General features: G+C 57.7%; 10 protein-coding genes. 6 read left to right on the top strand and 4 right to left on the bottom strand.

Annotated elements, in window-relative coordinates; genetic code table 11:
- Positions 1-9: 9 nt before the first annotated feature.
- From CQW31_RS19685 to CQW31_RS19670, 4 genes are all read right to left on the bottom strand, one after another.
- The gene (locus tag CQW31_RS19685) at positions 10-1125 is read right to left on the bottom strand and encodes a copper resistance protein B (RefSeq protein WP_099815201.1); all 1116 of its coding nucleotides are present in this window, start codon (positions 1123-1125) and stop codon (positions 10-12) included.
- The gene (locus CQW31_RS19680; RefSeq protein WP_012269845.1) at positions 1115-1438 is read right to left on the bottom strand and encodes a hypothetical protein; all 324 of its coding nucleotides are present in this window, start codon (positions 1436-1438) and stop codon (positions 1115-1117) included. Before CQW31_RS19680 ends, CQW31_RS19685 begins: the two co-directional genes overlap by 11 nt.
- 14 nt (positions 1439-1452) lie before the next feature.
- Positions 1453-3411: a copper resistance system multicopper oxidase gene (locus CQW31_RS19675; RefSeq protein ID WP_012269846.1), complete on the bottom strand. Its 1959-nt coding sequence runs from the start codon at positions 3409-3411 to the stop codon at positions 1453-1455.
- Positions 3412-3593: 182 nt separating this feature from the next.
- Positions 3594-3800, bottom strand: coding sequence for a co-regulatory protein PtrA N-terminal domain-containing protein (locus CQW31_RS19670; protein WP_011953085.1), 207 nt, complete (start codon positions 3798-3800; stop codon positions 3594-3596).
- Positions 3801-3966: 166 nt separating this feature from the next.
- On the opposite strand from CQW31_RS19670, the gene CQW31_RS19665 reads away from it, so the two are divergent.
- From CQW31_RS19665 to CQW31_RS19635, 6 genes are all read left to right on the top strand, one after another.
- The gene (locus tag CQW31_RS19665) at positions 3967-4644 is read left to right on the top strand and encodes a heavy metal response regulator transcription factor (protein WP_011953086.1); all 678 of its coding nucleotides are present in this window, start codon (positions 3967-3969) and stop codon (positions 4642-4644) included.
- Positions 4644-6050: a heavy metal sensor histidine kinase gene (locus tag CQW31_RS19660; RefSeq protein ID WP_011953087.1), complete on the top strand. Its 1407-nt coding sequence runs from the start codon at positions 4644-4646 to the stop codon at positions 6048-6050. Before CQW31_RS19665 ends, CQW31_RS19660 begins: the two co-directional genes overlap by 1 nt.
- A gap of 470 nt (positions 6051-6520) precedes the next feature.
- Positions 6521-7774 (top strand): TolC family protein, encoded by a 1254-nt coding sequence (locus CQW31_RS19650; protein ID WP_011953089.1) that lies wholly within the window; start codon positions 6521-6523, stop codon positions 7772-7774.
- Complete coding sequence (locus tag CQW31_RS19645) at positions 7771-9237, top strand: efflux RND transporter periplasmic adaptor subunit (RefSeq protein WP_011953090.1); 1467 nt, start codon at positions 7771-7773, stop codon at positions 9235-9237. The genes CQW31_RS19650 and CQW31_RS19645 overlap by 4 nt, the downstream gene beginning before the upstream one ends.
- Complete coding sequence (locus tag CQW31_RS19640; RefSeq protein ID WP_011953091.1) at positions 9234-12392, top strand: efflux RND transporter permease subunit; 3159 nt, start codon at positions 9234-9236, stop codon at positions 12390-12392. Before CQW31_RS19645 ends, CQW31_RS19640 begins: the two co-directional genes overlap by 4 nt.
- Complete coding sequence (locus CQW31_RS19635) at positions 12389-12736, top strand: copper-binding protein (protein WP_011953092.1); 348 nt, start codon at positions 12389-12391, stop codon at positions 12734-12736. The genes CQW31_RS19640 and CQW31_RS19635 overlap by 4 nt, the downstream gene beginning before the upstream one ends.
- The last annotated feature ends 142 nt before the right edge of the window (positions 12737-12878 follow it).

The following is a 12878-nucleotide window of genomic DNA, read 5'->3' as shown; positions in this document are numbered from 1 at the left end:
GTTGAGTTCTCAAAACCACATCCGAATACCGGCCACAAAACGAGCTTCGTCCACGTCCCCGCCTTCATCCCGAATGAAATCGGCGGTTTTGCCGTAGGAACGGCTCCAGGTGACACCTATGTATGGCGCGAACTGGCGAACAATCTCGTACCGTAACCGCAGCCCGACTTCGGTGTTTGCCAGGCCAGAGCCGACGCCGCGTTCCGGGTCGTTCTTGCCATAAAAGTTGGCCTCAGCGGTTGGCTGAAGAATTAAACGATTGGTTAGCAAGATGTCGTACTCGCCCTCCAGACGGGCAGCGGTTTGACCGTTCTCGCCGATAAAGGCGGTGGCTTCAGCTTCGAAGTCATACAGGGCCAGGCCCTGAATACCGAACGCAGCCCAGGTCTGCGGATCCTCCGGTTTGAAATCCTGCCGGACGCCGGCGACAACATCCCACCACGGGCTTACCGAGCGGCCATAGAGGAGCTGCAGCTCAGCATCTTCAGTCACACCATTGGTTCGTTCACCTTCCGAGCGAATCCAGAGCCTATTGATATCGCCGCCCACCCAGCCGGATGCATCCCAAGCAAGCGTGCTACCTTCATCGGCATCTTGGTATTCCAGTTGGTCTAGCAAGAAAAAGCTGTTGAACCCGCTGTCATCCATTTTGTGCCCGTCAAGCGGGGGGAAGGCAGCCTGCCGGTCGGCATCAGTCAGCACCGGGATTGGCGTACGGCTGGTCGGGGTCGGCGAATCAGCGTTCCCGTTTCCCATCGTGGAATGACCCATCGCGCCATGATCCATGCCTTCCATGGACCCGTGATCCATGCCTTTCATGCTTCCATGGTCCATCTTGCTGTGGTCCATCGAGGCGGGTTTCGCTTTGGGCTGGCCATGGCCCATTTTGCTGTGATCAACGGGTGCAGGTTGCGTGGGTTGCTTGCTCGCGCCCATCTGGCTGTGGTCCATGCCCGTCATCGCAGCCTGTGATGAGGCGTGGTCCATCTGCATGGCACCGTGGCCCATTGCCGAGTGGTCCATTCCGGAATGATCCATTTCAGCGGCGAAGCTGGGCGAAACGCCCAGCACACCTAAAGAAACGGCGAATGCCAGCAGCGATGGTCGTGCAACGCTATTGGCCATTTTTCCCTGCCTTAGCTTTGTCGCTGCCATGCGATTCCATCATTTTGCTGTGATCCATTCCTTCCATGGAACCATGATCCATGCCCTCCATAGAGCCATGATCCATGCCTTTCATGGAGCCGTGATCCATGCCTTCATGGTTCATGCCCTGGGCTTGCTTGCTCTTCGAGCCGTTCGATTGCGCCGCGTTGGACGACTTTTGAGAGTGCTGATCATGGTTGTCACTGGACCAGGAAGACGGGGCGTACACCGCGAGCAGGCCAACCATCGCGGCAGAGAGGAAAAAGGCGCTTCGTTTCATTGGTTTGCTCATCTCGTATCTCCAGTTCATTCGTCCACGCGGACTTCTCGGAACATGCCCATCTCCATGTGGTACATGAGGTGACAGTGATAGGCCCAGCGCCCGAGTGCATCTGCGGTTACGCGATAGCTTCGTTTCGAGCCAGGCGGCATATCGATCGTGTGTTTTCGCACCATGAAATTGCCGTCCTCATCCTCCAGGTCACTCCACATGCCGTGCAGATGGATGGGGTGAGTCATCATGGTGTCGTTGACCAAGGTAATACGCAGGCGCTCGCCGTACTTGAGCCGCAGCGGCTCTGCGTCAGAAAACTTGATCCCATCGAAGGACCAAGCGAACTTTTCCATATGCCCGGTAAGGTGCAGTTCGATTGTCCGGCCAGGTTCCCGGCCGTCAGGGTCGATGAAGGTGCTACGCAAATCCGAATACGTGAGAACCCGACGCCCGTTATCGCGAAGCCCGATCCCCGGATCGCTCAGCTTTGGCGTAGGGGTCATGGTCTGCATATCGACCAGAGGGTTGTTTGTTTCGGAGGCGGGATGGTTCTGCATGGCACCGCTGGCGGCCATATTGCTTTGGTCCATACCGGTCATGTTGCCGTGGTCCATGCCAGCCATCTTGCTATGGTCCATACCGGCCATGCTGCCGTGGTCCATGCCAGCCATCTTGCTATGGTCCATACCGGCCATGCTGCCGTGGTCCATGCCAGCCATCTTGCTATGGTCCATACCGGCCATGCTGCCGTGGTCCATGCCAGCCATCTTGCTATGGTCCATACCGGCCATGCTGCCGTGGTCCATGCCAGCCATCTTGCTGTGGTCCATACCGGCCATGCTGCCGTGATCCATGCCACCCATGCTGCCGTGGTCCATCCCCATATCACTCATGGAGATGAGAGGCCTTGGATCTACAGCCGGCACCGGTGCCTGCAGGCCCTCACGGACAGCCAAGGTACCCCTTGAATAGCCGGTGCGATCCATGGATTGAGCAAAGATGGTGTAAGCCTGCTCGTTTTCAGGCTCGACAATGACATCGTAGGTTTCAGCAACGGCAATCCGGAATTCATCGATCGACACTGGCTTAACGTACTGACCGTCGGCTGCGACAACCGTCATTTTCAAGCCGGGGATCCGCACGTCGAAATAGGTCATCGCCGAGCCATTGATAAAGCGAAGCCGGATTTTCTCCCCTGGCTTGAAGATTCCCGTCCAGTTCCCATTTGGCGCCTGGCCGTTCATGAGGTAGGTGTAGGTGTGCCCGCTCACGTCAGCGAGATCGGTTGGGCTCATCTTCATCTCGGCCCACATCTTTCGATCGGCCACAGCAGCAGACCAACCTTTCTCGCTCACGTCGTCGACGAAGTCGCCAACGGTGCGCTTGTGGAAGTTGTAATAGTCCGACTGTTTTTTGAGCTTGGACATAACCCGCGCCGGGTCTTCGTCGGTCCAATCACTCAGCATGACGACATAGTCACGATCGTAGGTGAAAGGCTCTGGATCCTTGGCATCAATCACCAGCGCACCGTAAACACCGACCTGCTCCTGGAAGCCCGAATGGCTGTGGTACCAGTAGGTGCCGTTCTGGTGGACCTTGAACTTGTACTCGTACATGCCGTCGGGAGCGATGCCATGGAAGCTTAGACCCGGCACGCCGTCCATATTCGCCGGCAGGATGATGCCGTGCCAGTGGATGGACGTGTCCTGCTTCAAGCGGTTGCGAACCCGTAGCGTGACCGTGTCGCCTTCGCGCCAACGGAGTATTGGTCCTGGCAGCGAACCGTTGATGGCCATCGCCGTTCGAGCTGCCCCGGTAATGTTCACCGGGAGCTCCCCGATGTACAGGTCAAAATCGGTGCCGGTCAGTACGTTAGGCTGGCCAGGGCTGGTTACGGCCCAGACCGGCGCGCGCCACATGCCCAGCCCACCCAGTAGTCCGGTAGCAGCCAGGCCTTTGACGAATGAACGTCTCGTGGTTTTGCTTTGCATGCCGTTGCGTCCAATCAGGTAGATCGCTGATATCCAGACTGCGGGATCCGCAGCCATCTGGTTTCAATTGAGCTCCCCCAAGCCTCGTAGACTTTCGCCAAAGCACAAGGATTGCGGGAGGCAATACCCCGAAAGCTGACATAGTTCAGATTCCGGGGTGATTACATTTCTGTAAGCTAAGCTCAGCAGCTCTCGTGGCCGGGGTGCTTTTGGCTTTGGGCGGTAACAGGAGCCTCTGCTTTTTTCTCCTGAGCAACCTGGTAAGCCTGCATGGAAGATGCACGTGCAGCTTCCATCCTGGCGAAGGTGCGATCCGCGCCGCCTTCAGCCAGGGCGAGGCTCGCCATGCCGAAGGTGACTACCATCACAATCGCTTTGATCATGTTCATTTGCGTTTCCTCTAAGGGTCAGTTTCGCCTGATTGGCGCCGTTCACAGTGCTCAAGCTAGCTACCCGGCACTGTCAGCAAGCTGAGCCCGACATTACTTTTCCGTCAGCTTCTGGTTGGGTGCCTTTTTTGCTGCACACTGAAGGGCATCCAAGGGGGCGCAGCAGATGAAATTACTCGTAGCCGAAGATGAGCCAAAAATCGGGGCCTACCTGCAGCAAGGGCTGACGGAGGCAGGCTTTACCGTCGATCGTGTGGTCACAGGGACCGACGCGCTGCAATACGCTTTGAGCGAGGCGTATGACCTGCTGATTCTTGATGTAATGATGCCGGGGCTAGACGGCTGGGAGGTGCTGCGGATGGTACGTGCGGCAGGGAAAGAGGTCCCAGTCTTGTTTTTGACGGCCCGTGATGGCGTGGACGATCGCGTGAAAGGGTTAGAACTCGGGGCTGACGATTACCTGGTCAAACCCTTTGCATTCTCGGAACTGCTAGCGCGTGTGCGCACTTTGCTGCGAAGAGGCAGCAGTGGCTATGCTCAGACCACTATGAAGATGGCTGACCTGGAGGTAGACCTGCTTAAGCGCCGGGCCACCCGAAATGGCAAGCGGATCGACCTCACAGCCAAGGAGTTCTCCTTACTGGAACTACTCATGCGCCGACGCGGCGAGGTACTGCCGAAGTCCCTGATCGCATCGCAGGTGTGGGATATGAACTTCGACAGCGACACTAACGTGATCGAGGTTGCTGTTCGTAGGTTGCGGGCCAAGATTGATGACGATTTCGCCCCCAAGCTCATACATACAGTTCGTGGCATGGGCTATCTGATGGATGTTCCCGAGTAATGCGCGCCCAATCGTCGCTCGTTAAACGCCTTACCCTCATGTTCATGTTCGCGGTCATCGCCGTATTGGTCGTTGCCGGCGTGAGCTTCTACATGCTCAGTCAGCACCATTTCCAGATGCTGGATGAGCAAGCCCTGGCCGAGAAACTCGAATCCACCCGGCACATCCTTTCACTTTCAGCAGCACGTGATGAACTTGAGGATCAGGAGCCTCAACTGCGTGCTTTGTTGGGGGCTCATCAGGACCTTTCTGCGGAGATTCTTGATGCTGACGGTACTGTCCTGTTCTCGGACTCCAAGGCATCCCGCATCCCTGAGCGCTTTAAGCAGGCCTCTTCTGGCGCCGTTTGGGACTGGCAAATCGACTCGCGGAACTTCCGGGGGATTACCTCTCAACTGGCTATAGCGCAGGCGCAGGCGCCGGTAACAGTCATGTTGATGCTGGATGTCACCAGCCATGCCCACTTTTTCAAGACGCTGCAATGGTGGTTCGGCATTGGCTTGGTCATCAGCGCTCTGGTTAGTGCAGGATTGGGGTGGATCGTGGCCAAGAGCGGTCTTCGGCCGGTTGGGCAGATCACCAAGGTGGCGACATCCATGTCTGCCCGGTCCCTTCGCGAGCGAATTCCATTGGAGCCCGTGCCGCTTGAATTGCAGGAGCTGATCCTCTCCTTCAACGGAATGCTTGCACGCCTGGAAGACGCGTTCGTCCGGCTATCAAACTTCTCAGCCGACATCGCACATGAGCTGCGGACTCCGGTAAGTAATCTTCTGACGCATACCGAAGTCGTTCTGACCAAAAAACGCGACCTCGATGCCTACGAAGACAACCTCTACTCCAATCTTGAAGACCTCAAGCGCATGTCGCGCATGATCGATGACATGCTGTTCCTGGCAAAAGCTGATAACGGCTTGATCATCCCCGAGCAGGTTGATATCGATCTGGTCGGGCTAGTGTCCAGACTGATTGAGTACTACCAGCTTGCAGCCGAAGACCGAAGCATTCGGCTTGCCCTTCAAGGCGAAGGTACGATCCGTGGTGACCGGCTAATGATTGACCGGGCGGTTTCCAACATTCTATCCAACGCTTTGCGCTATACCCCCGAAGGCCACGATATCGCCGTCCGGATTGTCGAGGCGGCTGATCAAGTGAACCTGTCCGTCCAGAACAATGGGGCCACGATTGATCCGGAACATATCAACAAAATCTTCGACCGGTTCTATCGCGCTGACCCTGCAAGGCGGGAAGGAAGCCCAAGCAACGCCGGCTTGGGTCTGGCCATAACGCGTTCGATCATCGAGGCTCATGGTGGGCGAATTTGGTGTACCTCCGCTGACGGCGTGACGAGTTTTCACATCGCTCTGCCGCACGCCAAACAATCCACTTCCAAGCCTCAAACGGCTTAATGCTCATTTCATGCGTGTAACCTATACTCGGCCATCATGAACCGGCTCCTACGACTGTTCACCATCCTGCTTCTAATCGCATCGCTTCCTCTCAACGGCATGGCGGGAGTCGACTCAGCCATTGAACCATGCCCCATGCAAACCATGGGGATGGAGATGATGGCGGGGATGGATCACGATTGTTGCCAGGATACTGATCCAGGATCAGCTGCCGACCACTCCAAAGCCTGCAAAGTGGGCCAGGAGTGTAGAACCGCGAGCACAGTTCAGGTCGAAATAATTAACCCCACGCTCACCTATTCTGCGCCTAGGCCAGTAGATACCTATGCGGTGAGCCTCGTAAACAGGGCGCCTCCTGACCCTTGGCGGCCACCCCGCGCCTGATTACCTCTTAAATTCACCCCATCGTCCTGTTTTGCAGCCGGATGATGGCATGCGCTTGCGCGCTGATTTTTTGAGGAATCATTTCCATGACTCCCCCACGTTACCGATTAGGGATGGCATGTCTGGCCGCTCTGATCAGCCTGTTGTCGACGTTACCGGCTCAGGCTACACCGTTGTCTCTGGAGGAAGCGCTTCAACTTGCCGAACGCAATGCCCCCATCCTCCAGGCCAGGCAAGAGCAAATGACGGCCGCTCGACACGCTGTGATCCCAGCAGGCGAGCTGCCTGATCCACGTCTCAACCTAGGAGTGCAGAACCTTCCTGTTGACGGCAGTGATCGTTGGAGCATGAACCGCGATTTCATGACGATGCAGGTTGTCGGCCTCTCCCAGGAAGTACCAAACCGGGACAAGCGGGAGGCACGAGTTGAGACGGCACGAGCGAGCGTTGAGCGAGCCGATGCAGAGGCGGTGTTCGAGCGCTTAAAAGTGCGTGCTGCCACAGCCCAAGCTTGGGTCGCGGCGTACACCGTTCAACGGAAACTGCAGCAGTTTGAGGACTTCTACAAAGAAAACCGTCTGTTGGCCGCAGCAATCCGCGCACGCCTGGCCGGCGGTACCGGCGCGACGGCCGACGCACTTGCTCCTGACCAGGAAGCTGCGCAACTCGATGAGCAAAAAGATGTTCTGCTCACACAGGCCGCTCAGGCACGGGCTGCACTCAAGCGATGGATTGGAGAGGATGCTGATCCGCAAGCTCAAGCATTTCCGCGCTGGCCAGTGAGCGCGCCGGACTATCTACACGCTATACATGCACATCCAGAATTGGCGACCTACAACGCCCTTACGCGGGAAGCACAAGCTCAAGTGCACCAAGCCTTGGCAGAAAAGAAGTCGGACTGGGGGTGGCAGGTGGATTACCAGCGGCGCGGGCCTGAATTCAGCAATATGGTGAGCCTGCAGGTAAGTTTCCAACTGCCCTTGTTCGCTGGCTCACGGCAGGACCCGATGATCGCGGCACGTCGCGCACAAGTCCGGCAACTGGAGGACGAACAGGAAGCGGCATTGCGTGAGCATAAAGCGCAGCTGGAGACAGATCTTGCGGATTACCAGCGATTGCAGCGAGCAGTGCAGCGCAGCCGTGAAACATTGTTACCGCTAGCGGAGGATCGAGTCCGCCTCGCCCTTGCTGACTATCGAGCCGGTAAATCACCCTTAAGTGAGGTTCTCACCGCTCGACGTCAGCGGGTTGAAACACGACTGCAAGACATCGATCTGCAAGGACAGTTGGCCGCGACAGCTGCACGGCTGCACTTCGCGTATGGAGAGGTGCGCGCATGAGAAATTCAACTATCAGCCTTGTGGTATTGGCCGCGTTGGCTATCGGCGGTGGCGTTGGCTATCAGCTAGCAAAGCGTGGGCAGGTGTCCACTGCCTCCCCTGAAACGCTACAGAAGGTGCTGTATTGGTATGACCCGATGTACCCCCAGCAGCACTTTCCAGCACCGGGCAAGTCGCCCTTCATGGACATGCCACTGGTGCCGAAGTACCAGGAAAGCACCGCTGCTGAGGTGAGCCCCGCAGTTCAAGTTTCACAGGGGCTCCAACAAAACCTGGGGGTCCGTCTGGCTACCGTAGCGAAAGGGCAGCTTGCTCGAACCCTCCAGGTGAGCGGCGTGCTTACCTTCGATGAGCGGGATTTTAGCGTTCTGCAGGCTCGTACCGGTGGCTACGTCGAACGCACCTATGGCCGCGCTACAGGCGACGTGGTTGCCAAGGGCGCCCCATTGGCAGATGTGTTGACGCCTGAATGGGCGGGCTTGCAGGAAGAGTACCTGGCGCTTCAGCGATCTGGGGACAATGAATTGCGCGCTGCAGCTCGGCAACGACTACTGCTGGCGGGTATGCCTGCCGATCTTATCAACCGGATTGACCGTACGGGAAGGGTCCAGAATTCGGTAACGCTCTTGGCCCCAACAGCAGGCGTCCTTCAGGCTCTGGAATTGCGGCCAGGCATGACAATGACACCGGGTGCAACGTTGGCGAAGATCAATGGTATCGCGAACGTCTGGCTTGAGGCCGCAGTACCTGAAGCGCAAGCCCAAGGCCTACAGGAAGGACAGGCAGTGCAGGCGAATCTGGCAGCGTTCCCAGGCGAACCTGTTCCCGGCAAGCTGACCGCATTGCTGGCTGATGCGGATCTGCAAAGCCGCACCTTGCGGCTTCGTATAGAACTGCCCAACCCCGGCGGCCGGTTGCGCCCAGGCATGACCGCGCAGGTTTCCCTCCATCCGTCCGGGCAACAGGATGACAGCCTACTGGTGCCAGCCGAGGCGATCATTCGGACGGGGAAACGCGATCTCGTAATGGTGTCAGAAGACGGAGGTCGATTCCGGCCGGTGGAAGTAGTGCTCGGCCAGGAAAGTGCTGGCCAGGTGGTCGTGCTGCGAGGCCTTCAGGCGGGCCAGCGCGTTGTGGCGTCCGGGCAGTTTCTGCTGGACTCCGAAGCGAGCTTGAAAGGTATCGAGGCCGTTACTGCTGGCGATGCTCCACTTGCGCAACCTGTACAGCCGGCTCTACATCAGGCCAATGGGCGCATCGTTCAAATAGAAGGTAATCAGCTGACCATCGCTCATGGACCGTTCGTGACGCTGGGCATGCCTGGTATGACGATGACTTTCCCTGTGGCAGATCCCCGCTTGATTGCCGGACTCAAGGTTGGCGAACGCATCCGGTTTGGAGTGCGCGAGCGCGATGAAGGCATGGTCATCGAGCAAATAACCCAGCAGGAGAACCAGCCATGATCGCGAACCTGATTCGTTGGTCGGTTGGCAACCGCGTCCTGGTCCTGCTGGCAACACTGTTTGCCGTAGCTTGGGGCGTTTTCTCTCTGCGCAGTTTGCCGATCGACGCGTTGCCTGACCTGTCAGATGTGCAGGTGATTATCCGCACCTCCTACCCAGGGCAGGCACCGCAGATCGTGGAAAATCAGGTGACATATCCCCTGACCACCACAATGCTTTCCGTACCCGGAGCCAAGACAGTGCGGGGCTTTTCAGCATTTGGAGACAGCTTCGTATATGTGTTGTTTGAGGACGGCACAGATCTCTATTGGGCGCGGTCCAGGGTGCTCGAATACCTAAGCCAGGTTCAGTCTCGATTACCGGCGTCCGCTAAGCCAGTGCTCGGACCCGATGCCACTGGTGTAGGCTGGATCTACCAGTATGCGCTGGTGGACCGCAGTGGTACCCATGACCTGGCACAGCTGCGCAGCCTTCAGGACTGGTTCCTGCGCTTCGAGTTGAAAACTCTTCCGGACGTTGCCGAAGTGGCGACGATAGGCGGGATGGTCAAGCAGTACCAGGTAGTGCTCGATCCGCTGCGCATGGCCAGCTTGGGAATCACTCAAGTTGAGGTTTCGGACGCCATCGCCAAGGCCAATCAGGAAACCGGTGGCGGCGTGCTCGAACAAGGCGAAGCTGAGTTCATGGTAAGGGCTTCCGGCTATCTGAAGTCACTCGATGATTTCCGAGCCATTCCCCTGCGCCTGGCTGCGAAGGGTATACCCGTAACACTGGGCGATGTAGCCACTGTACAGCTGGGCCCTGAGGCACGTCGCGGCATCGGCGAGCTTGATGGACAGGGCGAAGCGGTGGGCGGCGTAGTAATTCTGCGCAGTGGCAAGAATGCGAAAGATGCCATCGCTCACGTCAAATCCAAGCTTGAATCGCTGGAAAAAAGCCTGCCTGCCGGGGTCGAGCTGGTCACTACCTACGACCGTAGCCAGTTGATCGATCGTGCTGTGGAAAATCTGAGCCAGAAGCTGATTGAAGAGTTCATCGTGGTCGCACTGGTGTGCGCTGCATTTCTTTGGCATCTGCGCTCATCGTTGGTCGCCATCGTCTCGCTTCCGGTTGGTGTCCTCATTGCCCTGATCGTCATGCGCCACCAGGGCATCAACGCCAACATCATGTCGCTTGGGGGCATAGCCATTGCAATCGGTGCGATGGTGGACGCCGCTGTGGTGATGATTGAGAACGCGCACAAACGGGTTGAGGCTTGGCATACGTGGCACCCTGGAAAGTCGTTGCGTGGCGAAGATCATTGGAAAGTGATGACTGAGGCAGCAGTCGAGGTCGGGCCTGCGCTGTTCTTCAGCCTCATGATCATTACGCTGTCCTTCATACCGGTATTCACCTTGCAGGCTCAGGAGGGAAGGCTGTTTGCGCCCCTCGCATTCACCAAGACTTATGCAATGGCAGCAGCAGCGGGCCTTTCGGTTACCCTGGTACCCGTGCTGATGGGGTACTGGATTCGGGGTCGTTTACCGGCAGAAGAGCGCAACCCACTCAATCGAACCCTGATACGGCTCTATCGCCCAGCATTGGAGATCGTTCTACGCCGGCCAAAGCTCACGTTGGCGGGTGCACTGTTGATTTTGCTCAGCAGTGTCTGGCCCCTGAGCCAGCTCGGCGGCGAATTCTTGCCGCCACTGGATGAAGGCGATTTGCTGTACATGCCGACTGCCCTGCCAGGTCTTTCGGCGCAGAAAGCCTCTGAGCTTTTGCAACGTACGGACCGGCTGATCCGAACGGTACCGGAGGTCGCCAGTGTCTTCGGTAAAGCGGGCCGGGCTGAATCAGCGACCGACCCGGCCCCGCTGGAGATGTTCGAGACGACTGTCCGACTTAAACCGAAGGATCAGTGGCGAGCAGGGATGACCACTGAGAAGCTGATCGAAGAGCTGGACCGTACCGTGCAGGTACCTGGGCTAACCAATATCTGGATCCCACCGATTCGAAACCGTATCGACATGCTCGCAACCGGTATCAAAAGCCCGATCGGCGTAAAGGTTGCCGGCAGCAATTTGAATGAGATCGACCGGGTGACTCTGGCTATCGAGAAGGTGGCCAAAACGGTTCCAGGGGTGACTTCCGCCCTCGCCGAGCGATTAACCGGTGGACGCTACATCGATCTGGATATCGACCGCCAATTCGCAGCGCGTTACGGCCTGAACATTGCTGATGTCCAAGCGATTGTTGCCGGCGCCGTTGGGGGCGAAAACATCGGCGAAACCGTAGAAGGCCTGGCGCGATATCCCATCAGTGTTCGGTACCCACGGGAGTGGCGTGACTCTGTTGATGCCCTGCGGCAGCTACCGATTTACACCAGCCAAGGGGGGCGAATCACACTGGGAACCGTGGCACGGGTGCGTATTGCGGACGGTCCACCCATGCTCAAGAGTGAAAACGCGCGCCCCTCGGGCTGGGTGTATATCGACGTGCGGAGACGGGACCTGTCCTCCGTCGTTGCCGACCTGCGCCGGCTAGTCGATCAGCAGGTGAAGCTCGATCCTGGCATAAGCTTGAGCTATTCCGGGCAGTTCGAATACCTGGAGCGCGCCAATGCGCGCTTAGCATGGGTAGTACCGGCGACGCTGGCCATTATTTTCGTCCTTCTCTACCTCACGTTTGGCCGCCTCGGTGAAGCGCTGCTGATCATGGCTACCTTGCCATTTGCGCTAACCGGCGGCGTATGGCTGCTGTACATGATGGGCTACAACCTGTCAGTGGCCACGGGTGTCGGTTTTATCGCCTTGGCTGGGGTCGCAGCAGAGTTTGGAGTCATCATGCTGATCTACCTCAACAATGCCTGGACTGAACGAAACGGCAACGGTACGCAGGGGCAACCTGCGCTTCTGGATGCTATCCGCGAAGGGGCCGTGCAGCGCATCCGCCCCAAAGCCATGACCGTAGCAGTGATCGTCGCAGGCTTGATGCCAATCCTCTGGAGTAGCGGTACCGGCAGCGAAGTCATGAGCCGGATCGCTGTACCCATGGTCGGCGGCATGCTCACCGCGCCTTTGCTCTCACTATTTGTAATCCCTGCGGCTTACTGGCTCGTCAGGCGCCGCGGACTCGCTGTACACGATAACCCCCAAACAGGAGTAACCCGATGAAGAAGCTACTGATCAGCGCTGGCCTGGTGTTCGCCGTTGCGGCGGCGGTGCAGGCCCAAGACATGTATGGCACGGATATGAAGAATATGCCCATGGAAGGCAACGAGACCCAAGGCAGCCAGGCGGCTCCGACTGCATCGGCTGAGGGAACCATCAAAGCTTTGGAACCAGGTAAAGTTACCTTGGCGCATGGACCAGTATCAGCCCTGAAATGGCCGGCAATGACCATGGGCTTCAGCGCTACCGAGCAGCAACTCAAGGGACTCAAGGTAGGCGACAAGGTCAGCTTCGATTTCCGAATGAATGGGGGCACAGCGACGATCGTAGGCATTCGCAAGCAGTGACGGATTGACTTCTAACCCTGCCTATTAGAGCTGATAGGCAGGGTCATTTAGCCAAACTTTGGAAAAAGTGCTGCCGCAATTCCTGACCGCGCCGCCTTCAGCTCTGTGCCTCGGGACGCTAGTTGGTCTTTGCGCTCTGTAG

Source organism: Pseudomonas sp. 382, from assembly GCF_002759075.1.
Lineage (GTDB): Bacteria > Pseudomonadota > Gammaproteobacteria > Pseudomonadales > Pseudomonadaceae > Aquipseudomonas > Aquipseudomonas vlassakiae.
This window is presented reverse-complemented; position numbering and strand designations above follow the sequence as displayed.